26 protein-coding genes and 1 pseudogene are annotated in these 25,548 nt (G+C 69.8%); 9 read left to right on the top strand and 18 right to left on the bottom strand.

From position 1 onward, the window contains the following. Positions 1-32 precede the first annotated feature (32 nt). Positions 33-182, top strand: coding sequence for a DUF7557 family protein (locus CK500_RS17315; protein WP_198951492.1), 150 nt, complete (start codon positions 33-35; stop codon positions 180-182). A gap of 49 nt (positions 183-231) precedes the next feature. Here the strand turns inward: CK500_RS17315 and CK500_RS04435 are convergent, their stop codons facing one another. Further along, complete coding sequence (locus CK500_RS04435; RefSeq protein WP_095636041.1) at positions 232-687, bottom strand: DUF5799 family protein; 456 nt, start codon at positions 685-687, stop codon at positions 232-234. Between the two features lie 171 nt (positions 688-858). Between CK500_RS04435 and CK500_RS04430 the strand changes: the two genes are divergently transcribed. Next, the gene (locus CK500_RS04430; protein ID WP_095636040.1) at positions 859-1,269 is read left to right on the top strand and encodes a halocyanin domain-containing protein; all 411 of its coding nucleotides are present in this window, start codon (positions 859-861) and stop codon (positions 1,267-1,269) included. 33 nt (positions 1,270-1,302) lie between these two features. On the opposite strand, the gene CK500_RS04425 is transcribed toward CK500_RS04430, so the two are convergent. Both CK500_RS04425 and CK500_RS04420 read right to left on the bottom strand, forming a co-directional pair. After that, positions 1,303-2,385 carry a mandelate racemase/muconate lactonizing enzyme family protein gene (locus CK500_RS04425; RefSeq protein WP_095636039.1) on the bottom strand — a complete coding sequence of 361 codons (1,083 nt, stop codon included), beginning with the start codon at positions 2,383-2,385 and terminating at the stop codon, positions 1,303-1,305. A 3-nt stretch (positions 2,386-2,388) separates the two neighbouring features. Then, positions 2,389-3,318, bottom strand: coding sequence for a 1,4-dihydroxy-2-naphthoate polyprenyltransferase (locus CK500_RS04420; RefSeq protein WP_095636038.1), 930 nt, complete (start codon positions 3,316-3,318; stop codon positions 2,389-2,391). A gap of 136 nt (positions 3,319-3,454) precedes the next feature. On the opposite strand from CK500_RS04420, the gene CK500_RS04415 reads away from it, so the two are divergent. Next, the gene (locus tag CK500_RS04415; RefSeq protein WP_095636037.1) at positions 3,455-3,997 is read left to right on the top strand and encodes a carboxymuconolactone decarboxylase family protein; all 543 of its coding nucleotides are present in this window, start codon (positions 3,455-3,457) and stop codon (positions 3,995-3,997) included. Positions 3,998-4,075: 78 nt separating this feature from the next. Further along, on the top strand, positions 4,076-4,354 hold the full coding sequence (locus tag CK500_RS04410) for a DUF7111 family protein (RefSeq protein ID WP_095636036.1): 279 nt from the start codon (positions 4,076-4,078) through the stop codon (positions 4,352-4,354). 37 nt (positions 4,355-4,391) lie between these two features. On the opposite strand, the gene CK500_RS04405 is transcribed toward CK500_RS04410, so the two are convergent. The 3 genes from CK500_RS04405 to CK500_RS04395 form a co-directional block, all read right to left on the bottom strand. Beyond that, on the bottom strand, positions 4,392-5,546 hold the full coding sequence (locus CK500_RS04405; protein WP_095636035.1) for a DUF63 family protein: 1,155 nt from the start codon (positions 5,544-5,546) through the stop codon (positions 4,392-4,394). 73 nt (positions 5,547-5,619) lie between these two features. Further along, positions 5,620-6,069: an Lrp/AsnC family transcriptional regulator gene (locus tag CK500_RS04400; RefSeq protein WP_095636034.1), complete on the bottom strand. Its 450-nt coding sequence runs from the start codon at positions 6,067-6,069 to the stop codon at positions 5,620-5,622. A gap of 57 nt (positions 6,070-6,126) precedes the next feature. After that, the gene (locus CK500_RS04395) at positions 6,127-6,930 is read right to left on the bottom strand and encodes a 4-phosphopantoate--beta-alanine ligase (protein WP_095636033.1); all 804 of its coding nucleotides are present in this window, start codon (positions 6,928-6,930) and stop codon (positions 6,127-6,129) included. Positions 6,931-7,043: 113 nt separating this feature from the next. On the opposite strand from CK500_RS04395, the gene CK500_RS04390 reads away from it, so the two are divergent. Further along, a complete protein-coding gene (locus CK500_RS04390) occupies positions 7,044-7,280 on the top strand; it encodes a hypothetical protein (RefSeq protein WP_095636032.1) in 237 nt (78 codons plus the stop codon). 141 nt (positions 7,281-7,421) lie between these two features. Here CK500_RS04390 and CK500_RS04385 read toward each other — a convergent pair whose 3' ends face one another. Further along, entirely contained in the window at positions 7,422-9,122 is a 1,701-nt protein-coding gene (locus CK500_RS04385; RefSeq protein WP_095636031.1) for an acyl-CoA mutase large subunit family protein, read from the bottom strand. 175 nt (positions 9,123-9,297) lie between these two features. Between CK500_RS04385 and CK500_RS04380 the strand changes: the two genes are divergently transcribed. Continuing rightward, positions 9,298-9,654, top strand: coding sequence for a hypothetical protein (locus CK500_RS04380; RefSeq protein WP_095636030.1), 357 nt, complete (start codon positions 9,298-9,300; stop codon positions 9,652-9,654). A gap of 60 nt (positions 9,655-9,714) precedes the next feature. Here the strand turns inward: CK500_RS04380 and CK500_RS04375 are convergent, their stop codons facing one another. From CK500_RS04375 to CK500_RS04330, 10 genes and pseudogenes are all read right to left on the bottom strand, one after another. Further along, a complete protein-coding gene (locus tag CK500_RS04375) occupies positions 9,715-11,409 on the bottom strand; it encodes a potassium transporter TrkG (protein ID WP_095636029.1) in 1,695 nt (564 codons plus the stop codon). Position 11,410: 1 nt separating this feature from the next. Then, complete coding sequence (locus CK500_RS04370) at positions 11,411-12,094, bottom strand: potassium channel family protein (protein WP_095636028.1); 684 nt, start codon at positions 12,092-12,094, stop codon at positions 11,411-11,413. 72 nt (positions 12,095-12,166) lie between these two features. Then, positions 12,167-13,048, bottom strand: a pseudogene (locus CK500_RS04365) (universal stress protein); the annotation flags it as partial. Between the two features lie 19 nt (positions 13,049-13,067). Next, positions 13,068-13,508 carry a universal stress protein gene (locus CK500_RS04360; protein ID WP_095636026.1) on the bottom strand — a complete coding sequence of 147 codons (441 nt, stop codon included), beginning with the start codon at positions 13,506-13,508 and terminating at the stop codon, positions 13,068-13,070. Between the two features lie 118 nt (positions 13,509-13,626). After that, the gene (locus tag CK500_RS04355) at positions 13,627-15,195 is read right to left on the bottom strand and encodes a TrkH family potassium uptake protein (RefSeq protein WP_095636025.1); all 1,569 of its coding nucleotides are present in this window, start codon (positions 15,193-15,195) and stop codon (positions 13,627-13,629) included. Between the two features lie 73 nt (positions 15,196-15,268). After that, the gene (locus CK500_RS04350) at positions 15,269-16,771 is read right to left on the bottom strand and encodes a TrkH family potassium uptake protein (protein WP_095636024.1); all 1,503 of its coding nucleotides are present in this window, start codon (positions 16,769-16,771) and stop codon (positions 15,269-15,271) included. Positions 16,772-16,778: 7 nt separating this feature from the next. After that, the gene (trkA, locus tag CK500_RS04345; RefSeq protein WP_095636023.1) at positions 16,779-18,116 is read right to left on the bottom strand and encodes a Trk system potassium transporter TrkA; all 1,338 of its coding nucleotides are present in this window, start codon (positions 18,114-18,116) and stop codon (positions 16,779-16,781) included. Positions 18,117-18,221: 105 nt separating this feature from the next. Further along, positions 18,222-19,115, bottom strand: coding sequence for a mechanosensitive ion channel family protein (locus tag CK500_RS04340; protein WP_095636022.1), 894 nt, complete (start codon positions 19,113-19,115; stop codon positions 18,222-18,224). Continuing rightward, positions 19,115-19,360, bottom strand: coding sequence for a YhbY family RNA-binding protein (locus tag CK500_RS04335; protein ID WP_095636021.1), 246 nt, complete (start codon positions 19,358-19,360; stop codon positions 19,115-19,117). The genes CK500_RS04340 and CK500_RS04335 overlap by 1 nt, the downstream gene beginning before the upstream one ends. A gap of 78 nt (positions 19,361-19,438) precedes the next feature. After that, positions 19,439-19,966, bottom strand: coding sequence for an SHOCT domain-containing protein (locus tag CK500_RS04330; protein WP_095636020.1), 528 nt, complete (start codon positions 19,964-19,966; stop codon positions 19,439-19,441). Positions 19,967-20,150: 184 nt separating this feature from the next. Between CK500_RS04330 and CK500_RS04325 the strand changes: the two genes are divergently transcribed. Genes CK500_RS04325 through CK500_RS04315 form a run of 3 tightly spaced genes read left to right on the top strand, consistent with a single transcriptional unit; the run spans position 20,151 to position 23,001 of the window. Then, positions 20,151-21,242, top strand: coding sequence for a metal ABC transporter substrate-binding protein (locus tag CK500_RS04325; RefSeq protein ID WP_095636019.1), 1,092 nt, complete (start codon positions 20,151-20,153; stop codon positions 21,240-21,242). Then, complete coding sequence (locus tag CK500_RS04320; RefSeq protein WP_095636018.1) at positions 21,239-22,021, top strand: metal ABC transporter ATP-binding protein; 783 nt, start codon at positions 21,239-21,241, stop codon at positions 22,019-22,021. The genes CK500_RS04325 and CK500_RS04320 overlap by 4 nt, the downstream gene beginning before the upstream one ends. After that, complete coding sequence (locus tag CK500_RS04315; protein WP_095636017.1) at positions 22,018-23,001, top strand: metal ABC transporter permease; 984 nt, start codon at positions 22,018-22,020, stop codon at positions 22,999-23,001. The genes CK500_RS04320 and CK500_RS04315 overlap by 4 nt, the downstream gene beginning before the upstream one ends. Positions 23,002-23,009: 8 nt before the next feature. Here the strand turns inward: CK500_RS04315 and CK500_RS04310 are convergent, their stop codons facing one another. Beyond that, positions 23,010-25,508: an efflux RND transporter permease subunit gene (locus CK500_RS04310; protein WP_095636016.1), complete on the bottom strand. Its 2,499-nt coding sequence runs from the start codon at positions 25,506-25,508 to the stop codon at positions 23,010-23,012. Positions 25,509-25,548: the final 40 nt, after the last annotated feature.

Raw genomic sequence — 25,548 nt, 5'->3', positions numbered from 1 at the left:
CTTTTATTTCCCCCGCCGACGAACCCCCTTCTATGCCCCAGATACACCTCGACGAGGAGACGGTCGAGCGGCTGGACGCGCTCCGGCTCGACGACGAGGAGTACGACGAGATCGTCAGCGAGCTCATCAACATCTACGAGGCCGAGGAGCTGACGCTGTTCCGCGGGAGCGACGTCGAGTGAGGCGTCGGATCGGCGTCGAGCGCCGCACCCGTCGCCCCGCAGACCCGCCTCACTCCTGATACGCGACCCGCACCTGTTCCCACTTGCCGACCTCCTCTAAGTGCGCCTGCAGCTCGTCGGCGTACTCCTGGACGAGCCGCTCGGCCGCGTCGAGCTCCTCGTCCGAGGGACCGTCGTTTCCGCCGCCGAGGCCGAGCGCGCCCTTGATCGAGTCGACGAGCCCGCCGCCGGATCCCCCCTTCCCGCCGTCGCCGCCGGAAGCGCCCCCCATCGCCGCGACCTGTGACCGGACGTTCTCGAGCTCCGGCATGATCGCGGGAAGGTTGGAGGTGTCGGCGACGATCCGCGCCTCTTCGGGGTCGCCGGCGTCCTCGATCTCGAACTCGGTCGCGGTCATGATCAGCCCCCACTCCTGGCTGGAGAACCGCGAGGCCGACACTCGGTCGTTGAACTGGTTGTCGACGGTCATGCGCTCGCCGACGATCGCGTCGGTCCATTCGCTCATACGCCCACCTTCGGCGGTGGCGGTAAAAGCACCTTCCCTCGTACGTCGGTCCGGTTGGACGACGGTCCGCCCGCCGACGGTCCACCCGCACGACGGCCGGTCCGGCTCTGTACCCGTTCCCCCCGCCGCCGTTCGCGAGGGGATTTATACCGCCCGCCGCCTCGATCCGGTATGATCGACCGAACGCGCCGCGAGGCGCTCGCAGGGGTGGGGACCGTCGCCGCCGCGGCGCTCGCGGGCTGTGCCGACGCCGTCGTCCCCGGCGGCGACGAGGAGGGAGAGCCGGACCCGATCGACCGGACGGGCGAGGAGCGAGTGACCGTCGCCGTCGGCGCCGACGCGGGGTTCGCCTTCGCGCCCGCGAACCTCGTCGTCGACGCCGGAACGACGGTCCGCTGGGAGTGGACGGGCGCGGGCGGCGCGCACAACGTCGTCGACAAGGGCGGCGCCTTCGAGTCCGAACTCACCGGCGAGGAGGGCCACGTCTTCAAGCACGCGTTCGCCGAGTCCGGGGTCTTCGAGTACGTCTGCACGCCGCATCAGACGCGCGGGATGGAGGGTCGGATCGAGGTCGTCGAGTGAGCCGGGTGGACCCCGTACCCCGCCGCTCCTGAGCTACGGCAGGTCCCCGAACGCGTCGCCGGCCAGGCCGGGACCGTCAGGCACCGTCACGCTCCCCGCCGAGACCGGACAGGGGTCCGGAGCGAGGTCGGCGTCGAGCAGCGACCCGGTCGCGAGACCGCAGGGCGCGATCTCGGGGACCGCGGCGGCGACGTGGACCGCCGCGGTGCGCGCGACGACGGCGTCGATCGTGGTGGTGATCACCGGCTCGACGCCGGCCTCCCGCGCTCGCCGCGCCGCCGCCAGCGCCCGGTCCGGGCCCCCCAGCGCCATCGGCTTCAGGACGACGGCGTCGGCCGCGCCGGCGTCGAGGGCCGCGTCGAGCCCGCGGCTCGCGAGCGACTCGTCGAGGGCGATCGGCACCTCGGTCTGCCGTTCTCGGAGCGCGGCCGCCCCGTCGAGGTCGTCGGCCGGGAGGGGCTGTTCGAGGTACGCCAGATCGAGCGACGCCAGTCGCTCGACCGCCGACCGGGCAGTCTCCCGGTCCCACGCGCCGTTGGCGTCGGCCCGCAGCGCGACCCCGCCGCCGACCGCCCGGCGGACCGCCCAGAGGCGCTCGATGTCGTCGTCGAGGTCGCGCGCGCCCACCTTCACCTTCAGGCAGTCGAACCCCCCCTCGACCGCGCGCTCGGCCGCGTCGACGGCGGCTTCCGGGTCGCCGTCACCGATCGTCGCGTTGACCGGAACCGTCTCGGCGGGCGCCGGGAGCCCCTCGGCCCGGGCGAGCCGTTCGGCGAGCGCGTCTCCGGCGTCGCGGGCAGTCGCGTCCGCGAGCGCGAGCGCGAGCCCGTGGCGCGCGGCGGGCGTGTCGACGGGATCGAGCCGGTCGAGCGCGTCCGGCGCGATCGGCTCGCGGTCGTCGCCTCCGCCGCCGACCCCGCGGAGCGCCGCCTCGCAGGCCGCCCGGGACTCGGTCCAGCCGGGGAGCGGCGTGGCCTCGCCGAGGCCGCGGGCGGGGACCGATCCGGCGTCGGAGTCGGGGCCGACGGCGACGAGGAACCCCTCGCGCCGCTCGATGGGGCCCCGGGCGGTTTCGAGGGGGCTCGTCAGTCCGAGCGAGAAGGGGCTGAGCCGCACGGGTCACACCGCGAGGCCGACGGCGAACGCGACCGCGTACGCCGCGAGCAGCTTCCCGGTCGATTCGAGCGCCGGGTTGAGGGCGTCGCCGGCGGTCTCGGTCAGTACGGTGCGCGTCACGCCGGCCGCGAGCGGGAGTGTCACGAGCGGGAGGAGCACGGCCGGCCCGTCCCCCCGGGCGAAAAACCAGAGGGGGGTGAGGTACGCGAGCGCGAGTAGCGCGAGGAACTGGATCCGCGAGAACCGGTAGCCGAACCGGACCGCGAGGGTGCGTTTCCCCGTCTGCGCGTCCTCCTCTAAGTCGCGGACGTTGTTGACGACGAGGATGTTCGTCGACAGCGCCGCGATCGGGAGGCTCGCGACGACGGCCGAGAGGGTGACGGTCCCCGCCGGAATCCACAGGGGGAACGCCCCGCTCGCGAGCGCGGCGGCCTGCACGTAGTAAGTGCCCGTGACGGCGATCACGCCGAAGAAGACGAAGACGAACAGGTCGCCGAGCCCGTGGTAGCCGAGCGGGTAGGGGCCTCCGGTGTACGCGATCCCGGCCGCGACCGAGGCGAGTCCGATCACGAGGATCGGGACGCCGCCCACGTACACGAGGGAGGTCCCAACGAGGATCGCGGCCGCGAAGGTGAGCCACATCGCTCGCTTCACCTCTCCCGGCTCGATGAGCCCGCTGGCGACGACGCGGGTGAACCCCTCGCGGTCGTCGGTGTCCGCGCCTTGGATCGCGTCGTAGTAGTCGTTCGCGAAGTTGGTGCCGACCTGGATCAGCGCCGCGCCGACGAGCGCCGCGAGCGCCGGAAGCGGGGCGAACACCCCGTTTCGAACCGCGAGGCCGACGCCGACGATCACCGGCGCCGCCGCCGCGGGGAGCGTCTGCGGGCGCGCCGCGATCAGCCACGCCCGTCGTCGCGACACGTCGGTACTCATTGTCGCCGGTAGGGACGTGCCGTCCCTTAAGCTTGCCATCTGCGCGACGCCACGCCGCGGCGGACCCGTCCCGGCCGGTCGCGGCGAACGCTACCGAGTCACACAAGCCTATGGCCGCGGGCGGAGACTCTCGACCATGGCCCGCGTTCCCTACGTCGAGGCGTCGGACGTGCCGGACGAGTACGAGGAGCTACTGGAGTCGTCGCTGCAGGGCAAGCCACTGCACGTCTACCAGTCGATCGGCAACAACCCCGCAGTGCTCGCGGGGCTGCGCTCGTTCCTCGGCTCGCTGTGGACCGACAGCGGGCTCTCGGACCGCGAGCGGGAGCTGGTGATCCTCGCGGTCGCCCGCGAGACGACGAACCGCTACGAGTGGCACCAGCACGTCAACATCGCCCGCGGGGTCGGAATCGACGACGAGGTCATCGCCGCGCTCGGGGCCGACGACCGCGGTCCCCTCGACGGCGACGAGACGGCCCTCGTCGAGTACGCGCTCGCGGTCGTCCGCGGCGAGGTCGACGCGGTCGTCCACGACGAGGCCGCCGCGCGGTACGACGACGAGACGCTCGTCGGGATCGCCGCGGCCGCGAGCGGGTACGAGGCGCTCGGCGGGATCATCGACGCGTTCGACCTCGAACTGGAGCCGGGGACCGAGTTCCACGGGTGGGACCCCCGGTAGGGAGGCGAAGTCGACCGGCCGGTCGACGGCGCTCCCACCGACCGACAGATTCGACAGGGGCCGGCGCATAGCGTGCGTATGAGCGACACGGCGGGAGGCGAGGGGAACGCGATCGACGCGCGCTACGAGGAGACCGACGGCGAGCGACGCCTGACGTTTTCGGTCGACGGCCGGGAGGCGACGGTCGCCCAGAACGTCGACGGCTACGCGATGTTGAAGGTCCGCCCGGGACCGACCGGCGACGAGCTAGAGCGGTACTACGGCTTCGACATGGCGCTCGACCACGCCGCGGAGCTGCTCGGCGTCGCCGTCGGCGACCTCCCGGTTCCCGAGGCCGCGGCCGACATGGGGATGTGACAGCCGCGCGGACCTGAGCCGCGAGTCGTCCGGCCCGTCAGATCCCGAAGGTCGCGCGCAGCATGTCTCGGGTCCCCGGACCGAGCCCGACCGCGAGCACCGTGATGAGCAACAGCAGCGTGTAGCGCGGCGACTCGTCGAACATCTCGCCGTTGAACACCCAGACGACGAACGTCGCCGCGGCGAGCTTCACCAGCAGGAACGGCCACGCGTCCCCCGTGACCGAGACGATCGACCCCGGGAGTAGCCGCGCCGTCCAGTCGACGATCAGCGCGTTGACGACGTGCTTCGGGACGAGGTTCGCCGTCCCCGTCAGCGCCGGCATCCAGTTGAGCCCGATGACGTTGGCGACCCCGTCGATCGCGTGGCCCCAGATGATGACGATCCCCGCGGCGCCGGTCCCCTGTCGGACCTCGGGGACGGACGCGGTCGCGAGCTTCCACGTGACCGCGGTCGCCGCGGTCGCGATACCCAGCGTCAGGGCGAGGACGATCGGGTAGAACTGCACGTAGTCGGTCGCCGCCGAGAGGTACGAGAGGTAGCCGAACGCGACGGCGAGCGCGACGGCGCCCATCGCGAACAGGGGACGGGCGTAGTCGTCGGTCACGCCTCGGTCCGCGAGCGCGTACGCCGCGAGGACGCAGGCGAGCGTCACGCCGAAGACGGTGAAGTAGATGAACGGGCTGATAAGCAGCGCGCTCGCCGGGAAGGGGATCAGCGGTTCCACGCCGGCCCGCATCGCGGCGATCCCCGCGTCCTCGACGGTGCGGAGGGCGCCGCCGAGCAGCATGAACGGGAACAGCGCGTAGAAGAACCGCAGCTCGGTGCCGATCTCCAGCCGGCGGAGGAGGAAGACCACGCCGATCAGCATCGCCAGCAGGATCACGACGTAGCTCACGGTCGAGACCGTGGTGTACCCCGGCTCGGCGACGACCTCGCCGGCCTCGAGGGCCGCCGAACACGCCGACGAGCTCCCGAGCAGCTCGGTCCCGCTCGCGTCGCGGACGGCGCACTGCGCGCCCTGTCCGTCGGCCGCGACCGGCCCCCAGAAGTACCGCCACAGGAACCGGTCGTACACGATCCGCGGGAAGACGACGGACCCGACCGCGAGAAGCGCCGTGACCGCGCCGACGACCGCCGCCCACGCGCGCTCCGGCGACAGTCCGAACCGCCCTTCGACCCGTGTGCTCATGGTCTCCGTTGGGAGGGTCCCCGAATTGAGGGTTCCGGTCCCGCGCCGTCGCGCCGCGCTCGGTCCGGGGCGGTCACACCGGGGGCCCGTCGGCCTCGTAGTCGGTGCCGAGGATGATCATCGTCTGCGACCGGGAGAACCCCTCCATCTCCGCGACGCTCTCGAACATCAGCTCGCGGAGGCTGTCCGTGTCCGCCGCGACGACCTTGAGGATCACGTCCCACTCGCCCGTGGTCAGGTGGATCTCGCAGACGCCGTCGATCTCTCGGAGCCGCTCTAAGGCGTCCTCCTCGCGCCCCTGCTCGACCCGGAGGCCGACGAATGCGCTGACCCCGTAGCCGACCGCCTTGGGGTCGACCGACGCGTGATACCCCTCGATGACGCCGGCCTCCTCCATACGGTTCACCCGGTCGTGGACGGTCGCGCTGGACATGTCGATGCGGCGCGCGACCTCGGAGAAGGGGGTTCTGGCGTCCTCTTGGAGGATCCGGAGGATCGCGCGGTCCGTCTCGTCGAGTTCCATGTGCGCTATACGCTGCCAGCCAACTTTGCACTTCCGCCGCCGACACCCCGGAATCCGTCAGCGAGCAGACGTGTCTCCGGGGATCCCGTCGTCCGGGACCGAATCGTCGGGCAGCTCGAAGGAGCCCTCCCGGATGGCGGCCTCCGCCTCGGCGAGCGCCTCGGCGGCGTCGAACGAGTCGATCGCTTCGCGACGCGCCGCGGCGGACGCGTCGGCGAGGTCGCGCGCGTGGGCCGTGACGTTCGGCACGGCTCGGATCAGGTTGTCGATGATCGGGATGTCGGCGGTGCGCGGCGACCGGCTGCCGGGGTTCAGATCGATCACGACCTCCGTCTTCCCCATCGCGTCGAGCGCCTCGGCGCGGTCGCCGTCCTCTAAGGGGACGACGACCACGTCGGCCGCCTCGATCCCGTCGGCGTCGACGGTCCCGCGGGCGTGGTCCAACCCGGGGATTTCGCCGTCGCCCGCGAACCCCTTCACCTCGTCGGCGCCGTGCTCGCGGAGGTGGTCGGCGATCCGGCGGACCCGCTCGTCGGTGTGGTTGAAGAGGTTCACCTCGACGTCGGCGTCGACCGCCTCGGCGAGCTCGACGGTCTCCCCGGGGGCGAGCGCCGCGACGTTGCCGTTCACCGAAAGCACCGGGCGGTCGGCGAGCAGGAGGGCGGCGGCGGCCGCGCGCGCGGCGCGGTCCGCGCTCGGGAGCGTCCGCTCGCCGAGGAGGTAGTCGAACGCCTCGCCGCGACCCTGCGCGATGAGCCCCTGCTTCGAGGTGATCCCCTTCTCGACGCCCGCCTCGATCCGGTGGCGCGTCACGAGCGACGCGTAACGCGGGTGGTCCTCCGGGATCTCCGTCTCCGTCATGGCCGTACCTGGCGACGGTCGGGTTAAAAATCCCCGCTTGCGCGCGCCGCAGACAGCCGTGTTAGCAACCCACATAAATATTATATCATACCGACACGTATTGTCACGACGTGATGAATCGAACCGGGAAGTACACCGTCGTCAAACCGTGCAACGACCACGGGGCGGTCACGCTCCGTGAATATCCCCGAAACGAGACGCTGCACGTCGTCGAGTACGACGACCCGGACGTGGAGGCGGAGCTCTCGGACCTCGACAGCGGTTCGATCGTCGAGCTCGAGCTCCGATCGACCGGTCGCCGTGGTAACGCGTGGTGCGCGGAGTCGGCGCGGGCGGTCGACGGCGTCTGAGGCGGCCGTCTCGTCTCGCCCGGCGGGTTCGACCGCCCGAAACGGGGTCGGCGCGTCGGTCGGCGGTTGGCTCGGTTCGCCCGGGTCCCTCGGTTCGTCCGGGTTCTTCGGTTTCCTCGGTTTCCGCTCCCGTCCTTCGGATCACGCGACCCCGATCCGCTCGCGGTAGGTGCCGTACTCCGTTTCGAACACCGCCATGATCTCGCCCATCGTGGCGTACTCCTTCACCGCCGCGACGATCGCCGGCATCACGTTCTCGTCGGCGTCGACCGCGTCGCGGAGGTCGTCGAGGGCCGCCTCGACCGCGTCGTCGTCGCGCTCCGCCTTCACCGACTCCAGCCGGTCGAGCTGGCGCTCCCGGGTGGTCTCGTCGACGCGGAGCAGGTCGGGCTCCGTCTCCTTGTCGATCTGGTAGGCGTTGACGCCGACGACGGTCTCCTCGCCGTCGTCGACGCGCTCCTGGTACTCGTAGGAGGCCTCCTGGATCTCGCGGTGGAAGTACCCCTCCTCGATCCCGCGGAGCACCCCGTCGCGGACCGAGCCGTCGCCCATCTCTCGGATCTCCTCGATGTACGCCACCGCCTCTTCTTCGACCTCGTCGGTGAGCGCCTCAACCGCGAACGAGCCGCCGAGAGGATCGACGATGTCGGCCGCGCCCGACTCCTCGGCGATGATCTGCTGGGTCCGGAGCGCGACCCGCACCGCCTGCTCGGAGGGGAGCGCCAGCGCCTCGTCGAAGGAGTTAGTGTGGAGGCTCTGGGTGCCGCCGAGCACGCCCGCAAGCGCCTGGATCGTGACGCGGACGACGTTGTTGAGGGGTTGCTGGGCCGTCAGCGACTGGCCCGCGGTCTGGGTGTGGAACTTCAGTCGCTTCGAGGCGTCTGCCTCCGCGTCGTACCACTCGTCCATGATCCGGGCGTAGATCCGGCGGGCGGCGCGGAACTTCGCCACCTCCTCGAAGATGGAGTTGTGCGAGTTGAAGAAGAAGGAGAGCTGCGGGGCGAACGCGTCGACGTCGAGCCCCCGGTCGAGGCAGTCCTCGACGTACGCGAACCCGTCGGCGAGGGTAAAGGCGAGCTCCTGGACCGCGGTCGAGCCGGCCTCGCGGATGTGGTAGCCCGACACCGAGATCGGTTTGAACTTCGGCGTCTCGTCGACCGCGAACTCGATCGTGTCCGTCACGAGATCGAGGGAGGGCTCCGGCGGGATCACCCACTCCTTCTGCGCGATGAACTCCTTGAGCATGTCGTTCTGCAGGGTCCCCCGGAGCTCCTCGCGCGGGACGCCCTGCTGGTCCGCGATGGCGACGTACATCGCGTAGATCACGGGCGCGCTCGGGTTGATCGTGAACGAGGTCGACACCTCGCCCACGTCGATGCCGTCGAACAGCACCTCCATGTCCCGGAGGGTGTCGACGGCGACGCCCTCCTTGCCGACCTCGCCGAGCGACATCGGGTCGTCGGAGTCGAGCCCCATCAGCGAGGGCATATCGAAGGCGGTCGAGAGCCCGGTCTGGCCCTCGTCGATCAGGTAGTGGAACCGCTCGTTCGTCTCCTCGGCGGTGCCGAACCCCGCGAACTGCCGCATCGTCCACGTCCGCCCGCGGTGCATCGTCGGGTAGACGCCGCGCGTGTACGGCTCCTCGCCCGGGAACCCCAGATCCTCCTCGTAGTCGACGTCGGCCACGTCGGCGGGCGTATATAAGCGGTCGACCTCGCGGTTCGACACCGTCGCGAACCGCTCGTTCCGCTCGCCGTGCCGGTCGAGGGTCGGGTCGAGCGTCTCCGCCTCCCACGACTCCTTGGCCTCGCGGATCGCGGCGAGGTCGTCGTCGTCGTACATGGCTCCGAGTACCCGTCGGTACTGTATAAATATTCATTATATTTTGGAGGATCCGCCCGATTCCTCGTTGACTCCCCGCGCCTCATCGATATCGATCGGTTCCGATCCGCCTCGCCTCCGACGGCGCTCCGCGGCCCGCGGAGTTATTAATTGCCTCCGGAGCGAACGCGGACTCATGACCGACACCTCACGGAGCCGCGATCCGCCGGAGGCGCTCCCCGACGGCGTCGCCGCCGAGTTAGAGGATCTGTCGCCGGACGAGCTGCGGAACGCGATCGTCTTCGCCCGGGAACTGCTCCAGTCGCATGAGGCGACGGAGTTCCCGATCGACCCCGAGCCCAGCGACGACGTTCTCCGCGTCGTCGAACACGAGGGGTACACCGAGGTCGTGAAACAGCACCACTGCGAGGAGGGCTGCGACGACTGTCCGCACGGACCGTATCTCTACCACGTCACCGAGGAGACCCTCCCCGACGCGACCCGCGAGACGCACTGGTCGTTCATCGGCCGGGTGAACGTCGACGACGACTGAGCGCGGCGACCGGCCGCGCCGCCGCCGGGTCTTAGGCCGAGACCCGTCGTTACGGTGAGTTCACGGGTTCAGCCCGTATATCGCCGCTCGGGCGAACACGAGCACCGGGATGATCTCCAACCGCCCGATCCACATGTTGAGGACGAACATTCCCTCGGCCAGCGGCGGCATCGACGGGCCGGTGATCCCGGTCGAGAGCCCGACGTTCCCCTGCGCGCTCGCGACCTCGAACAGCGCGTCGGCGTAGCCGAACCCCGGTCCGGCGAGGTTGACGAGGACGACGCTACTGATTCCCAGCGCGACGATCCACAGCAGGGTGACGATCGCGGCCTCCCCGAACTCGCGTTCCATCGCCGTCCGGTCCAGAGTGCGGTCGCCGAGCCGCGCGGTGACGACCGCGTTCTTCGGGAGGAACACGCGAGAGAACTGCCACGCGATCCCGCGTGCGACCGTATACGCGCGAATTATCTTGATCCCGCCCACCGTCGACCCGGCGGCGCCGCCGACCACCATCGCCCCCACGAGCATGACCTTGCCGCCCGCGACCCAGCGACCGATCGGTGCCGACTGGAACCCGGTACACGTCAGCGCGCTGATCCACTGGAACGTCGAGTCCCGGACCGCGTCGAGCTGGGCCGCGTCGAGGAGCGACGCCGACAGCGGGAGGAACGGCTCGGTCGAGAACGCGTCGGTCGTCGCAGGGACCGACGCCGCGTTCTGGATCGACAACACCGCGACGCCGACGGCGAGCAGCGCGAACAGCCACCGGGTCTGGAGGTCGGCCACCAGTTCCCGGACCCGCCGGTCGCGGAGCACGACGTAGTGGATCGGGAAGGCGATCGCGCCGAGGACCATGATCGGGAGCAGCGCGGTCTCGACCAGCGGCGAGTTGTACGTCGCGATCGAGTTGTCCGTGACGGAGAACCCCCCCGTCGTCAGCCCCGTCATGGCGTGGTTAAGCGCCTGCCACGCGGTCTCGCCGACCGACAGCGACGCGGCGTACTCGCTCTCGCTGCCGCGGATCGCGGCGAACAACAGGCCGAACGCCAACAGCGTGTACGCCACGACGAGCTTCCAGACCGTCCGCACCGTCGAGACGACGCTCGGGTGGATCTTCTGTTCGCGGGCCTCGCTCCGGTACAGCGCGTAGCTCCCGCTGCCGGGGCGAGAGAGGATCGAGACGGTCAACACGATGACGCCGACGCCGCCGACCCACTGGATGAACGAGCGCCACCACTGGACCGCCCGCGGGAGCGACGGCTCGTGAATCGCCATCGTCAGGCCGCTCCCCGTCCAGCCGCTCATGCTCTCGAAGACGGCGTGCAAGGGGTTCCGGAAGTACGCCAGGCTGGACAGCGTCGTCGTGCCGCCGACCTCGATCGCCTCCCACGACCCCGCGTCCGCCGCCGCCGGGACGAACGCGTCCATCGCGGCCGGCGGGGTCAGCCACGCGGTCAGGAACAGCGGGATCGCCCCGAACACGGCGACCATGAGCCAGCCGCCCGCCGCGATGACCATCCCGTGTTTCATCTTCGGCTCCGGCGCGTCGGCGAACCGCCGGGTGGCGACGCCGCCGACCGCGGCGGTAATGCCGCCCGCGAGGAAGAACGCCGCCGCGGCGTGAAACTCCCGGAAGCCGAGCGCGACGAGGGTCGTGATCGTCATCAGCCCGGCCTCCATCAGCAGCAGCGACCCGACGTCGCGCGCGATGACCGCCAGATCCGAGGGAATCCGACCGGCGTTTCGATCGGACATCTCAGTCGGCGTCCTCGGCGTGACCGAACACGTCCGTCACGTCGGGGACCGCGCCGATACCGGAGTAGACCGTGAGGAGGTCGCCCGGTTCGATGCGCGTGTTCCCCCGCGGCGTGATCGGCTCGCCTTCCCCGTTGCGCTCGATCGCGACGATCAGGGTCTGCCCCCCGAGGAGGTCCGCCTCGTCCGCCTCGCGCAGGGTCATGTTCGCGATCGGGGCGTCGGGACCCACGGTGATCTCGAACACCTCTGCCTCCTCGCCGATGTGCATGAAGTCGACGATCGACGGCCGGCTCACCGCCCGGTAGAGGTACTCCGCGATCAGGCTCTGGGGGTTCTGCATCGTGTTGACGCCGATCTGCTCGAACACGCTCATGTGCTCGGGGTTGTGGACGACCGAGACGACGTTCGGGATCGACAGCTCCTGTGCGAGCAGACAGACCATGATGTTCGCCGCGTCCTGGTCGGTCGTCGAGATGAGCGCGTCGGCGCGGTCGGAGCCGGCGTCCTGCAGGGTCTCCTTCGAGGTCGCGTCGTCGTTGATGACCAGACAGTCGTACTGCCGCGAGGCCCGCTCGGCCCGCTCCTCGTCGCGCTCGATGACGACGACCTCGTTGCCGCCCGCGGTCGCGAGCTCGACGAGCGGCGTGCCGATGTCGCCCGCGCCGACGACGATCAGATACATTTGTCGGCCATTCAAAATCGACCACCGAAAGCCTACCGCTGTGTCCCTCGGCGCGGGAGAGCGACCTCCCCGTCAGCGCCCGCCGAACAGGCGTTCGCGGAGCGACCGCGAGGACGGCCGCTCCGAGAGCAGCACCGGCGTGTCGAGGCGCTCTATCGTGGAGAACGCGAGCGACCCCCGGACGATCCGGGACAGGAGCCCCCGTTCGGTCGCGCCGACGATCACGAGGTCGTACTCCGATCCGAGCCGGCCGATCGTCCGCTCGACGTCGCCGGTCTCGATCCGGAGCGTCGCGTCGCCCAGCCCGTGACCCTCGGCCCAGCCAGAGAGGAACTCCCGGCCGGCCTCCGCTTCTCCCGCGTCGGCGACGTACAGCAGCGACACGTCCACGCCGGCCGTGTCCCGGAGGGCCGTCGCGACCTCTGCGGAGAGGTCGGAGGACGGGCCGCCGGCGGTCGGCACGAGCACGTCCGACAGGTCCAGCCGCTGGCCGTCCAAGACGAGGAAGTCGCACGGGAGGTCGTGGGTGAGCTCGTCGAGCGAGCCCTCGACGCGCCCGCCGGCGAACCGGGTCCCGCCGTAGCCCATCACGACGGTGTCGGCGTCGTTCGTTCGCGCGGCGTCGAACACCTCCTCGATCCCGCGGTGCGAGAGGATCGTCTTCGTCTCGATCGGCACGTCGAACGCCTCCGCGTCGGACGCGGCGGCTGCGAGCAGCTGCTCGGAGGAGGCGTCGAGTTTCTCCCGATCCTCGGCCGCCCTCTCAAGCGAGGTCTGGTCGGGGACGGTGACGACGTGGATCGCGAGCACGCGTCCGCCCTTCTGTTGCGCGATCGCGCCGGCGAGCGTGATAAGCGCGCCCTCGGTCCGCGGGTTCGAGAGCGCGACGAGAACCGTCGGACCGGCGTCGGTCTCGGTCATTCCCCGCCTCGTCAGCGCTCGGGCGGCAGAGACTCGCCCGGTCGCCGGTCGCTCATTCGTCCGCCTCCGCGCGGGGGAGGGCCACGACCGGGACGGTCGCGTTCGTCACGAGCTTCGCCGACAGGTCGCCGGAGAGGAACTGCATGAGCCGGTTCCCGCCGCGGGACCGATAGGCGATCGCGCTGGCGTCGACCTCCTCGGCGGCGTCGAGGATCGCGCCGACCACGTCTCGGGCATACGCGGTGTGTTCGTCGGCGTCGGGAAACACCCGCCGAACCGCGGCGTACGACTCCGTCGCCAGCTCCTCGGACTGCTCGACGGGCGTCTTGTCCGGGACGCCGCCGCCCTTCTCGACCACGTGGAGCGCGGTCACGCGCTCCGGGCCGTAGGGTTCGAGCGCCATCGCCGTCTCCAGGGCGTCCTCCTCGTGAGCGACCGGGAGGAGCACGTGGCCGAGCAGGTCCTGACCGTCGGTCTCGTCGATGCTCGTCATACCGATCAGTATCCCCCCGACCGGTTAAGAATATGCGCTCTACCAGTTCAGTGGCGTGGCGGGTTCGAGAAGCGTCCTCGGCCACTCACGGCCGCCGAATCGGGCTCCGGAACCGCAGTTACCGAGTGTCGATCGCCGAGATGAATACCGCGAGCACCGGGACGATCTCCAGCCGCCCGACCCACATCAGGAAGATCATCAGCAGTTTCGACGCGTTCGAGAAGAACTCGTAGTTCCCGAACGGGCCGAGCCGGCCGAACCCGGGTCCGATGTTCCCGATCGTCGCCAGCGAGGCGCTGATCGCTTCGAGCACCGTCAGCTGCTCGCCGATCCGGGCCGTGTCGAGGGAGATGAACACCGCCGACAGCGCGAACAACACGACGTACAGGAGCGTGAAGGCCATGATTCCCCGGATCGCGTCTTCGTCGACGACGCTCCCGCTGAGTCGGATCGGTTGGACGACGTCCGGGTGCGCCGAGGTGAACAGCTCCCGGCGGATCGCCTTCCCCACGATGAGCCACCTGACGATCTTGACGCCACCGCCCGTCGACCCGGCGGAGCCCCCGATGAACATCGCGAACAAGAGGATCACCTGCGCGTGCGTGTCCCACTGCGCGAAGTCGGCGGTCGCGTACCCGGTCGAGTTCAACAGCGAGCCGATCTGGAACGCGGCCTGCCGGAGCGAGTTCTCGGCGACGCCCTGCGTCGCCCCGCCGAGTTCGATCGCGGGCGCCGCACCGCGGAACAGGACCACCGCAAGGAGGGCCGTCACGACCGCCAGCGCGCCGGCGTAGGCGCGGAACTCGGCGTTCTTAAGCATGACCTCCGCCTCGCCGCGTAACACGTGCCAGAACAGCGCGAAGTTGACGCCGGCGACCACCATGAAGGGGATCACAACCCACTGAACCGCCGCGGAGAACGCGGCAATGCTGTCGGCCTCGGGCGAGAACCCGCCCGTCGGAAGGGTTGTGAAGCCGTGCGCGACGGCGTTGAACAGGTCCATGTTCGGCGCCATTCCGACGAGGTGGAGCCCGTAGAGGATCGCGATGTAGAGGACGGTGAACCCGAAGTAGATCAGCCAGAGCGCCCGGGCCGTCTCGGCGATCTTGGGCGTGAGCTTCTGGAGCTCCGGACCGGGCGCCTCCGACTCCATCAGCTGTGCGCCGTTGACGGCGACCTCCGGGAGGATGGCGATCATCAGGACGATGATCCCCATCCCGCCGAGCCACTGGGTGAGCTGGCGCCACATCATCAGGGCGTGGGAGTGACGGTCCGTGCTGATCTCGCCAAGGACCGTGGCGCCCGTGGTGGTGAACCCGCTCATGGACTCGAACAGCGCGTTGACGATCCCGCCGGCGAGCGCGCCGAACGACCCGGTGTGCAGTCCGACCGTCGACGCCGTTCCGTACCCGGCGAGCAGGTACGGGACGGTGCCGATCACCGCGGCGGCGAGCCACGCGAGCGAGACGAACAGCAGCGCCTCTCTGGGGCCGAGGTCCGGGTCCGGATCGACCCGCTCGACTGCGAACCCGACCGCTGCGACGAGCGCCATCGAGACGAGGAACACCCAGATGTCTTCGCCGTACGCCAGCGCCACGACGAGCGGCACCAGCATCGTGACGGCGAGGTACTTGATCCCGACCCCGAGAAGCCCCACGCTCGCCTTCCAGTTCACGCCCCACGACATAGTTGTTCGATCGGTATGGGAGTCGCCCGTTCGCTGTATTAAACTGTCGAAGGGGTGGCGGAGGCGGTCGCCGTCACGACGTCCAGAACGCCCTCGTGAACAGCACGAGCACCGGGATGATCTCGATCCGCCCGATCCACATCAGGACGACCATCACGGCCCGGGTGCTCATCGAGAAGCTCGCGAAGGTGCCGTAGGGGCCGGCGTCGCCGAAGGCCGGGCCGATGTTGAGGAACGTGGTCGCCGCCGCCCCCAGCGCCTCGAACTCGGTGACCTGGAGGTCGGCGCGCTCGGCGTCGACGACGATGACCACGGCGAGCAGGAAGAATATCACGATGCTCAACAGGAGGTACGCGTAGATGTCGCGGATCGCCGCCTCGTCGACCGGTTTCCCCGAGATCCGGACCGGGCGCACCGCCTCGGGGTGGATCGCGGTGAAGAGGTTCCGCCGGAACGACTTCAGCGCGACCAGCCACCGCAGCGACTTGATCGAACAGGTCGTCGACCCGACCATCCCGCCGATGAACATCCCCATGAACAGCATGTGCTTCGCCGCGGGCGCCCACAGCACGTAGTCGGTGCTGGCGTACCCGGTCGTCGTCACGATCGACGCGACGTTGAACACGGCGTGCCGGATCGTCCCCTCGACGCCGAACGTGACGTTGGGGTCGAGGAACAGACCGAGCGCGACGATCGACGCGAGCGTCCCCATCGCGCCGAGGTAGAAGTGGAACTCCTCGTTCTTCAACAGGCGCATCGGCTCGCCGTTGATGGCGAAGTAGATGAGGACGAAGCTGGTCGAGCCGATCACCATGAAGGGGACGACCGCCCACTGGATCAGCGGGTGGAACGCGCCGACGGAGAGCGGCTCCGGCGAGAAGCCGGCCGTCGCGACCGATGTGAACGCGTGGGCGACCGCGTTGTACAGGTCCATCTGCGGGTCGACGGCGAGCCCGAGCCCGAAGTACACGACGACCGCGAGCGCCGTGAGCCCGACGTAGATCCCCCAGATGAGCTGGGCCGTCCGCGAGATCTTCGGCGTGAGCTTGTTGACGTCCTGGGTCTGTGACTCCGTCTCCATGAGCTGTGCGCCGCCGACCCCGAGCTCGGAGAGCACCGCGGTCGCCAGGATTAAGATTCCGAGCCCGCCGAGCCACTGGATCACCTGCCGCCACATCAACACCGATCGGGAGTGGACTGAGAAGTCGACGAGCACGGTCGCCCCGGTCGTGGTCAGCCCGCTCATCGACTCGAACATCGCGTTGACGGGGTGCGCGACCGTTCCGACCCCGGCGACGACGAACGGGATCGCGCCGACCGCGGCGACGAGGAACCAGATCATCGCGACCGCGAGGAACGCCTCGCGGGGGCCGAGGTTCGCCGTCGGGTCCCGGACCGACCGGAACGCCGCGCCGAGGGCGAGCGAGACCGCGATCGCCGCGAGGAACGGCAGCGGCGACTCGCCGTAGTACATGGCGACGAGCAGCGGAAAGGCCAGAGGGACGGAGAGCGCCGCGAGGACGTCTCCGGTGAGCCCCACGCTCGCGCGCCAGCCGACTCGGATCGCAGTGGTCACGGACTGCTCACGCCATGGAGGTGATCTTGCCGATGGCGTCCGACTCCGCGAGCAGGATGACGTGGTCGCCGGCCTGAAGCACGGTGTCCCCGCGGGGAGTGACCAGCTTGTGGTTGCGGGTGATCGCCCCGATGACGAACCGCGCGTCAGACTCGGCGACGATCTCGGAGATCGGGCGGCCGGTGAGCCCGCAGCCCTCGGTGAGTTCGAGCTCGAGGACCTCGGCCTGGTCGTTCTCCAGGACGGCGATGTTCTCGGCGACGCTCTCGTAGGTGAACCGCGTGATCTCCTCGGCGGTGACGGTGCGCGGGTTGATCGCGATGTCGATCCCGATCTCCTCGAAGACGGTGACGTAGTCCGGGCTGTCGACGACCGCGATCACGCGATCGACGCCGAGCCGCTTTGCGAGCACCGAGACGAGCAGATTCTTCTCGTCGGAGCGGAGCGCGGTGACGAGGATGTCGGCGTCGTCGACGTGTTCGCGGGAGAGGAACTCGGTGTCGGTCGCGTCGTGTTCCATCACGACCGTCTTCGGGAGGTTCTCCGCGAGCCACCGCGCGCGGTCGGCGTCGCGCTCTATCAGGCGCGGCTTGAAGTCGCGCTCCTCCAGCAGTCGGGCGGTCTGGTAGCCGATCTCACTGCCCCCGACGACGACGATCTCGTCGGCGCGGTCGGGGGTCGTCTCCGGCGCCACGTCGGTTGCGAACGACTGGACGCTCTCCGGGCTCCCGATCACGACCGCGCGGTCCCCGACTGCGATCCCGGTGTCGCCGCGCGGGATCGTCATCTCGCCGTCGCGGAACAGGCCGACGAACGTGAGCGACTCGAAGCGGTCGGCCTCCGAGACGGTCTGTCCGGCGACGGGGCTCCCCTCGGCGATCTCGAACTCGGCCATCTGGACGAGCCCGCTCGCGAACGGGTCGACGTCGATGGCGGCGGGGAGCCCGATGACCCGGACGATGTTCTCCGCAGTCAGGAGATCGGTACACACCATGAAGTCGACGCCGAAGGCGCCCTCGTTGCCCTCCCACGTGCGGAGGAAGTCCGTGCTCTTCACGCGGGCGATCGTGAACCCCTCGCCGAGCGTCTTCGCGGTGCCGCAGGCGACGAGGTTCGTCTGGTCGTTGTCGGTGCAGGCGATGACCATGTCCGCCCGTCCGACGTCGGCAGCCGTCTGGATCTCCGAGGTGGTCCCGTCGCCGGCGATCGTGAGCACGTCGAGCTCGTACTTGAGCTGTTCCGCGCGGTCCGGGTCGACGTCGACGACGACGACCTCGTGGTCCGACGCGAGGCTCGCAGCGATGCTGGTCCCGACCTCGCCGGCCCCGATGATGACCACGTGCATGGGCCCAACCAGAGACCGGACCCTGAAGTTCGTTACTATCGCTAGCGAGGATCCGGACGCGCCGCAGGCGCGCCCGGCGGTCCCGGCGGACTCGGGTGGGCCCGTCTACGCGTCGCCGCCGAACGACGCCGGCTCTTCCCACGCGTCCCGTCCCGAGACGGTTCGCTGCGGGAACGGGATCGTGATGTCCTCCTCGTCGAACCGCTGTTTGACCGCCTTCACGTAGTCCGCGCGCGCCTTCACGAAGTCGGCCCGCGAGGGGTCGTCGATCCAGATCCGCGACTGCAGCCCCACGTACGAGTCGGCGAGCTCGGTCAGCCGCACCGAGGGCGCGGGGTCGTCCAAGATCGCGTCGCTCTGCTCGGCCTCCTCGACGATGATCTCGGTCGCCCGCTCCACGTCGTCCTCGTAGTCGATCCCGAAGACGAACTTCAGGCGGAGCGTCTTCTTCGCGACCGGGTTCTTCACCACGTCGCTCGTCAGGGCGTGGTTCGGCACCGTGAGCAGCTCGTTGTCGAACGTGCGCACGCGGGTGACCCGGAGGGAGATGTCCTCCACGATCCCGGAGTTCCCGTTCCACTCGATCCAGTCGCCGATGCGGAACGGCTTGTCCGTGTAGATGAACACGCCCGCGACGAAGTTCTTGATCACGTCTTGGAGCGCGAAGCCGATCGCCAGCGTCGCCGCGGCGGCGATCGTCGCCAGCGACCGCAGGAACCCCTGATACCCCGCGGCGCCGAACGCGACCGTGACCCCCGCGAACAGCACGACGAACGCGACGATCTTCTGGAGCGGGCGCCGGGCGTGCTCGTCGAGCCCCTGCCTGTCGAACACCCGCCCGGCGAGCGGCGCGATGACCGCCTTATGAAGCACGTACGCCGCGACGACGACGACCAGGAAGATCGCGGCGTCGACGACGATCCCGGTCAGCGGGCCGAGGAGCGGTTCCAGCGTGCCCGCGACCGCGACGGTCCCGAGCGCCCCCGCGGGGGCGCCCATCAGTGCAGCACCGCCGTGTTCCCGCGCGTCTCGATCAGTTCGGCGTCGACCGCCTCGGCCAGTTCCGCGGCGAGCTCGTCGGTCGTGGTCCCGCCCCGCGCGGCGCGGAGGAACTTCACCTTCACGAGCTTGGCGTCGTCGAGCTGGTCGGCCGTCTCGTCGACGACCGCGTCGACGCCCTTCTTCCCGACCCAGACGGTGACGTCGAGGTCGTGCGCTTCCTTGCGAAGCTCTTGGTCGCTCATACACGGTGGAGTCGGCCGCGCGCATTGAAGCTTGAGGTTCGGGCCCGGACAGCGCGAATCGCGTGCCTCGCGGAGGGCCTACAGATCCCGTTCCCGTTCGGCGTCGCGGTCGACGACCCGGTTGGTGTCCCCGCCGGCGTCACTCGCCTCGCGCTCCGCGCGAGCTCGATCCGCGTACTCGGCGGCGTCTTCCGGCGTCTCCGTCTCTAACAGCCGGTCGAGCTTCCGCTCGAACTGCTCGTCGGTGAGGTCGCCCTCGGCGTACCGGGCCCGGAGTCGGTCGAGCGCGTCGGCTGTGTCTCCGGGCTCCCGGTCGCCGCTGCGGTCCCCGATCGGGCTCCGTCCCCCCTCTCGTCCGCGCTCGCGCCCAGTCTCCCGGTTCGTCTCCCACTCCGTCGACGGGTCGTCGTCGACCCACTCCGACTCCTCCTCTTCGTCGAATAGCATCGAGACCACCGGGACGATCACGATGTAGCCGAACAGCATGAATCCGAGCCACCAGTCGAACCCGAGCAGCAGCGCGGCGAGCCACGTCCCCGTCACCACCGTCGAGGCGATGCCGCTCGCGTTCCGTCTGAACCGCTCGCGCGTGGAGGTGTCCGCCATCGACGTATCCGTCCTCGCCGGGGGACAAAGTCGTGTCGGCGATCGGAGAGAGAGCCGGGCGGCGGTCAAGGCGACGGAGCGGCCGGAAAACGCCTCCTGACCGAACGACCGCGCGAAAATTAGATTAGTCTAATCTTTTTCTTTGACCAGAAGTATATTATACATGCCTTCTCTAAAACACGGTATGCACACGAACGCGAACAGTTCGTCGAACGTCTCTCGACGCCGGTTCACCGCGATCGGCGCCGGCGCGCTCGCCGGCGGACTCGCCGGCTGCACGGGGAACGCGGCCGACGGGGGGTCGGCCGGCGGCGGGTACGGGAGCGATGGCGACGGTGGCGGAGGCGGTGACAGCACCGGCGACGCCGAGTACACCGTCGTCGCCTCGTTTTTCACGTTCTACGACTTCGCCGACTCGCTCGCGGCGGGGACGGAGATCGCGGTCAAGAACCTTGTCCCGACCGGGCTCCACGGCCACGGCTGGGAGCCGGACCCGTCGATCCAGCGCCGGATCACCGACGCCGACGCCTTAGTCCACGTCGGGCCCGACTTCCAGCCGTGGGTCGACCGCGCGATCGACGCGCTCGCGGCCGAGTCGGCGGAGACGACCCTCATAAACAGCCGAGCCGGCGTCGAGTTGATCCCGCTGGCCGACTCGCTCGACGAGGAGGAGGAGGCCGTCGAGAACGCGAAGGACCCCCACTTCTGGCTCGACCCCCGACGCGCGAAGACGGCCGTCGCGAACATCGCGGACGGCCTCGCGGCGGTCTCGCCCGACGACGAACCGACGATCCGGGAGAACGCGGCCGACATCGATGCGGAGCTCGATCGCCTTGACGAGGAGTGGCAGGCTGCCTTCGACGCCGCCGAGCGCGACGTGGCGTTCCTGGCCGCGCACAACGCCTTCGGCTACCTGGCGGAGCGGTACGACGCGACGATCGAGCCCCTCGTCGTGAACCTCGCGGCGAACGACGACGTGCGGCCCGCGGACATGCAGCGCGCGCAGGACGCGATCGCCGAGCACGGCATCGAGCACATTGGCGCCGCCGTCTTCGAGCCGATCCGCCCGGCGCGCCAACTATTGGAACAGACCGACGTGACGGGCTACTTCCCCGTGACGCCGTACGCGGGGACCGCGGAGTCGTGGGTCGAGCGGGGGTGGGGGTACTTCGACATCGCCCGGGAGGTGAACCTCCCGACGTTCCGGGTCCTGCTCGGCGTCGACGACCCCGAGGAGGTAACGTTCGCCGATTACGGGCGCAACTTCGAGCCATGAGCCGGGAATCGGCGCCGACCGACGCCGGCGACGACGCGCCCCTCGTCGAGGCCCGCGACCTGACGTTCGGCTACGCCGCGGCACCGGTCGTCGAGGACGTGGACCTCCGGGTCGAGCGCGGCGAGTACGTCGGGATCGTGGGCCCGAACGGCTCCGGGAAGAGCACGCTGCTCCGGCTCCTCTTAGGGCTCCACGAGCCCGACTCGGGTTCGGCGGAGTTGCTCGGTCGCCCCGCCCGGGCGTTCGCGGAGCGCGAGCGCGTCGGCTACGTGGCACAGGACGTGACGGAAGACGAGAAGCGGATGCCGATCACGGTGAGCGAGGTCGTCCTGATGGGCCGGTTCCCGCACGCCGGGTTCGGTCGGGTGACGGCCGCGGACCGCGACCGCGCCCGCGAGGCGCTCCGGACGGTCGGGATCGAACACCTCGCGGACCGCAAGATCACCGCGCTCTCCGGCGGGCAGCGCCAGCGGACGTACATCGCTCGGGCGCTCGCCGGGGAGGCCGAGCTGCTCGTCTTAGACGAGCCGACGGTCGGGGTCGACGCCGAGTCCGTCGAGGCGTTCTTCGAGCTCCTCGACGGGCTCGTCGCGGACGGGATGACCGTCCTGCTGGTCGAACACGACATCGGCGCCGTCATCGAACACGCCTCGCGGGTGGTCTGTCTCAACCGCGAGGCGTACTTCGACGGCGACCCGGTCGAGTTCGCCGACAGCGACGCGCTCGACCGCGCGTACGGGACGAACGTGCGCCGCGAGGAGGGAGGGATCGTCACGTGACAACGGCTGCTCTTTCCGCCGTTCTCCTCTCTGTCCCCCTCCTCTCCGCCCCTTACGACCTCCTCACCCGGCTCGTCGGGCTGTGGAGTGACGGACTCGGCTGGATCGGCGAGCGGCTTGGGATCGCGATGTTGGAGTACGTGTTCATGCACCACGCGCTCCTCGTGGGCGCGCTCATCGCGGTGATGGCGCCGCTGATCGGTACGTTCCTGGTCCACCGCCAGCTCGCGCTGATCGGCGACGCGCTCGCGCACACCGCGTTCGCGGGCGTCGCCGTCGGGCTGTTCGTCAACTCGCTGCTCGGCACCGGGATCTCCCCGTACGTCACGGCCATCGTCGTCGCCGTGATCGCGGCGCTGGCGATCGAGCTCATCTCCGAGACCACCGACGCGTACAACGACGTGTCGATGGCGATCGTGCTGTCGACGGGGTTCGCGCTCGGCGCGGTCCTCATCAGCCTGAACACCGGCGGGCTCGCGGTCGGGATCAACCAGTACCTGTTCGGGAACCTCTCGACGGTGTCGCGGGAGAACGCGGTCCTCCTCGTGGTCCTCTTCGCGGTCGTCGCGCTGGTAGTGACGGTCACCTACAAACAGCTGCTGTACGTGACCTTCGACGAGACCGCGGCCCGCGTCGCCGGCGTCAACGTCCCCTGGTACAACCGCCTGATGACCACGCTGACCGCGCTCGTCGTGGTCGGCGCGATGCAGATCATGGGCGTCATCCTGGTCGCGGCGATGCTGGTCGTCCCCGTCGCGGCCGCCGCCCAGCTCGCGCGGGGGTTCCGCGAGGCGCTGCTCGCGTCCGTCGTGCTCGCGCAGATCGCCGTGCTCGTCGGGATCACGCTGTCGTTCCGCTACAACACGACCGCCGGCGGCACCATCGTCCTCGTCGCCGTCGGGGTCTACGTCGCGGCGGTGCTCGCCGGGAAGGTTCAGTCGCGGCGGGCCGGGGACGGGGCGCCGGTCGCGGAGGAGTAAGCCGGCGGCTACTCGGCCCGCTCGCCCGTCGATCCCCGGAGCCCGCCGTCGAGCCCGAGCCCGACCCGGTCGCCGTACCGGTCCCAGACGACGACGAGCGAGGGGACGAGCAGGATCGAGCAGAGGTACGCGTACAACACGCCGAGCGCGAGCAGCACGCCGAAGTCCCGCAGGAGCGGGATCACGGCGAGCCAGAGGACGCCGAGCCCGCAGACGGTCGTGAGCATGCTCCCGGTGAGCGCGCCGCCGGTGCCGGCGATGGTGATGTCCAGCGCCTCGTCGATCCCGTGTCCGGCCTTGTACTCGTCGACGAACCGGTGGACGAAGTGGACGGTGTAGTCCACCCCGAGCCCGATCGACACCGAGAGGATCGGGGCGTTGATCGGCGTCAGCGGGATCGAGAGGAGCCGCATCGACCCCACGAGCAGCCCCACCGTGACGAGCACGGGCACGAGGTTTAAAAGTCCGTAGACGGCCTTCCCCTCCAGGTAGGCGTACGAGATCGCGAGGAAGACCGCCGTGAGCGCGAACGCGGCGATCAGGCTCCGGATCGCGGACTCGGTGAGCCGGTCGATCACCGCTTCGTTGACGACGAGGTCCCCCGTCGGCACCGCTTCCAGCGGGGTGCGCTCGGCCAGCTCGCGCACGTCCGCGACCGCCTCGGAGTTGTCGACGCCCGGCCGGATCGTGTAGTCGATCCGCGCGCTCCCGCGGTCGGCGGCGAGGTAGCCGCGGGCCTGCCCCTCGGCCGAGGAGTCGAGCAGGGCATCGTACACCTCGTCGACGTTGCGGTCCGGGACGCCCGTCCCGAGCCGGTCGTTGCGTTCGACGACCGCCGCGAACTCGGGGTCCCGCGCGGCCTGGTCCTCGATGACGGTGACGACGCTGGTCGAGGCCGCCCGGCGCTCGTCGGTCGTCTCGAAGGTGTCGGGGGGGTTGCGCGTGGTCCGGTCGATCAGCTCCAAGGCGTCGTCGTCCCTCACCGACTGGTCGACGTACAGCGTCACGCTCCCGACGAAGTCCTGCTCGAACTCCTCCTCGAACAGCGTGAGCACGCGCAGGAACGTGTAGTCGGTCGGCGCGAACGGCTCCGGGAGGTTCGAGTACGTCTCCAACCGGTCCTCGTCGGGGAAGAACGCCTCCTCGGAGAACTCCGTGTTCACCCCCGTGCCGTACGCGCCGCCGACCGCGCCGCCGACGAGGATCACGGCGACCACGAGGACGGGCGCGACCTTCGAGAGGTCGACGCCGACGCGGAGCGCGCGGCCGAGCCGCGAGCCGCCGGATCCGAGCGCCGTCGTGCCGAACGCGGGGATCGGGAGCCGCTCGCGCCAGCGGTCCGCGAGCACCTTCGTCGCGGGCAGGAAGACCCCGAATATCACGAGGGTGAAGGTGATCCCGGCGGCGGCGACGATCCCGAAGTCCCGGTTGGGCTCGAAGGGGCTCGCCACGTTCGAGACCAGCCCGAACACGGTGGTGATCGTCACGAGCAGGAACGCGATGAGCAGCTGGTCGGTCGTCGTCCGCATCGCGGCCGCGATCGAGAGCCCCTCGCCCCGCTCCTCGCGGTACCGGTTGACGATGTGGATCCCGAAGTCGATCCCGACCGCGAGCAGCAGCGGGAAGACGGTGATGAGGGAGTCGGAGAACGGAATCCCCGCGTAGCCCATGAACCCGAACGTCCACAGAAGCGACATCAGGAGGGCCGCGAGCCCGATCGCCATGTCGATCGGATCGCGGTAGGCGAACACGAGGAAGCCCAAGATGAGAAGCAGCGCCGCGGGGAACACGATGATCGCCGTGTCGCCGAGCAGCGCAGTGATCTCCGACTGGAGCACGCCGTCGCCGAAGAGGATCGCGTTCTCGCCGGCCTCGTTGCCCGGCACCGTGTCGAGCGTCTCGATGCTGCGCGTCTGCAGCTCCGTCACGCGGGCGGTCGTCGCCGCGTCGGGCACGTCGTAGGTGATCCCGACGATCGCGGCGTCGGCGGTCTGGGCGGTCGGGTTGTAGTCGACGGACACCTGCGCCTCGACCGCGCCCGCAGCGTCGGCCTCGTTAATCGCCGTCCGCAGCTCCCGCGGCGTCGCCTCTTCGACCGCGTCGCGCCGCTGGGCGGCGGTCTCCGCGGTCGGGTCGAGCCGCCGGGCGATCGCGTCCGCGTGGCTCGAGGTGGACCCCACCCTGAGCGTCGACCGCGACTCCAGCCGGTGTTGAGTCTCTAAGATCCGTATCAGGGTCGTCCGGGAGAGCACGTTGTCGTCGGTGACGATCACCTGCGCGGCGGTGGCCGACCCGCCGATCGACGTCTCGAACTCCTCGTCGATGTCGTCTAACGCCTGCTGGGCCGGGATGTCCTGCGTGAACTGGTCGGCGCCGGCGCTCGTCTCGATCCCCCCGATCCCGCCGACGGCGACGACGCTGACGAGGAGGAAGACCACGACCACCGTCACCGGCTGCTCGGTGACGAACTCGTCGACGCGCTCGACGAGCCGGTCGGCCGCGGTCACGGTCGCCCCCGGCGGTCGTCGGACCGCGATCGCCAGGCGA

This window comes from Halorubrum salipaludis (assembly GCF_002286985.1).
GTDB lineage: Archaea > Halobacteriota > Halobacteria > Halobacteriales > Haloferacaceae > Halorubrum > Halorubrum salipaludis.
The sequence above is the reverse complement of the archived record's forward strand: the minus strand, read 5'-3'. Positions and strand labels throughout refer to the sequence as shown.

What these genes read in the sequence shown, in the direction of transcription:
- CK500_RS04355 (WP_095636025.1), bottom strand. Translation starts at nt 15,195, where the DNA reads ATGTCGTGGGGCGTGAACTGGAAGGCGAGCGTGGGGCTTCTCGGGGTC.
- CK500_RS04360 (WP_095636026.1), bottom strand. Translation starts at nt 13,508, where the DNA reads ATGACGAGCATCGACGAGACCGACGGTCAGGACCTGCTCGGCCACGTG.
- CK500_RS04330 (WP_095636020.1), bottom strand. Translation starts at nt 19,966, where the DNA reads ATGGCGGACACCTCCACGCGCGAGCGGTTCAGACGGAACGCGAGCGGC.
- CK500_RS04405 (WP_095636035.1), bottom strand. Translation starts at nt 5,546, where the DNA reads ATGAGCACACGGGTCGAAGGGCGGTTCGGACTGTCGCCGGAGCGCGCG.
- CK500_RS04380 (WP_095636030.1), top strand. Translation starts at nt 9,298, where the DNA reads ATGACCGACACCTCACGGAGCCGCGATCCGCCGGAGGCGCTCCCCGAC.
- CK500_RS04435 (WP_095636041.1), bottom strand. Translation starts at nt 687, where the DNA reads ATGAGCGAATGGACCGACGCGATCGTCGGCGAGCGCATGACCGTCGAC.
- CK500_RS17315 (WP_198951492.1), top strand. Translation starts at nt 33, where the DNA reads ATGCCCCAGATACACCTCGACGAGGAGACGGTCGAGCGGCTGGACGCG.
- CK500_RS04370 (WP_095636028.1), bottom strand. Translation starts at nt 12,094, where the DNA reads ATGTATCTGATCGTCGTCGGCGCGGGCGACATCGGCACGCCGCTCGTC.
- trkA (WP_095636023.1), bottom strand. Translation starts at nt 18,116, where the DNA reads ATGCACGTGGTCATCATCGGGGCCGGCGAGGTCGGGACCAGCATCGCT.
- CK500_RS04430 (WP_095636040.1), top strand. Translation starts at nt 859, where the DNA reads ATGATCGACCGAACGCGCCGCGAGGCGCTCGCAGGGGTGGGGACCGTC.
- CK500_RS04390 (WP_095636032.1), top strand. Translation starts at nt 7,044, where the DNA reads ATGAATCGAACCGGGAAGTACACCGTCGTCAAACCGTGCAACGACCAC.
- CK500_RS04395 (WP_095636033.1), bottom strand. Translation starts at nt 6,930, where the DNA reads ATGACGGAGACGGAGATCCCGGAGGACCACCCGCGTTACGCGTCGCTC.
- CK500_RS04325 (WP_095636019.1), top strand. Translation starts at nt 20,151, where the DNA reads ATGCACACGAACGCGAACAGTTCGTCGAACGTCTCTCGACGCCGGTTC.
- CK500_RS04335 (WP_095636021.1), bottom strand. Translation starts at nt 19,360, where the DNA reads ATGAGCGACCAAGAGCTTCGCAAGGAAGCGCACGACCTCGACGTCACC.
- CK500_RS04320 (WP_095636018.1), top strand. Translation starts at nt 21,239, where the DNA reads ATGAGCCGGGAATCGGCGCCGACCGACGCCGGCGACGACGCGCCCCTC.
- CK500_RS04400 (WP_095636034.1), bottom strand. Translation starts at nt 6,069, where the DNA reads ATGGAACTCGACGAGACGGACCGCGCGATCCTCCGGATCCTCCAAGAG.
- CK500_RS04410 (WP_095636036.1), top strand. Translation starts at nt 4,076, where the DNA reads ATGAGCGACACGGCGGGAGGCGAGGGGAACGCGATCGACGCGCGCTAC.
- CK500_RS04415 (WP_095636037.1), top strand. Translation starts at nt 3,455, where the DNA reads ATGGCCCGCGTTCCCTACGTCGAGGCGTCGGACGTGCCGGACGAGTAC.
- CK500_RS04385 (WP_095636031.1), bottom strand. Translation starts at nt 9,122, where the DNA reads ATGTACGACGACGACGACCTCGCCGCGATCCGCGAGGCCAAGGAGTCG.
- CK500_RS04340 (WP_095636022.1), bottom strand. Translation starts at nt 19,115, where the DNA reads ATGGGCGCCCCCGCGGGGGCGCTCGGGACCGTCGCGGTCGCGGGCACG.
- CK500_RS04420 (WP_095636038.1), bottom strand. Translation starts at nt 3,318, where the DNA reads ATGAGTACCGACGTGTCGCGACGACGGGCGTGGCTGATCGCGGCGCGC.
- CK500_RS04375 (WP_095636029.1), bottom strand. Translation starts at nt 11,409, where the DNA reads ATGTCCGATCGAAACGCCGGTCGGATTCCCTCGGATCTGGCGGTCATC.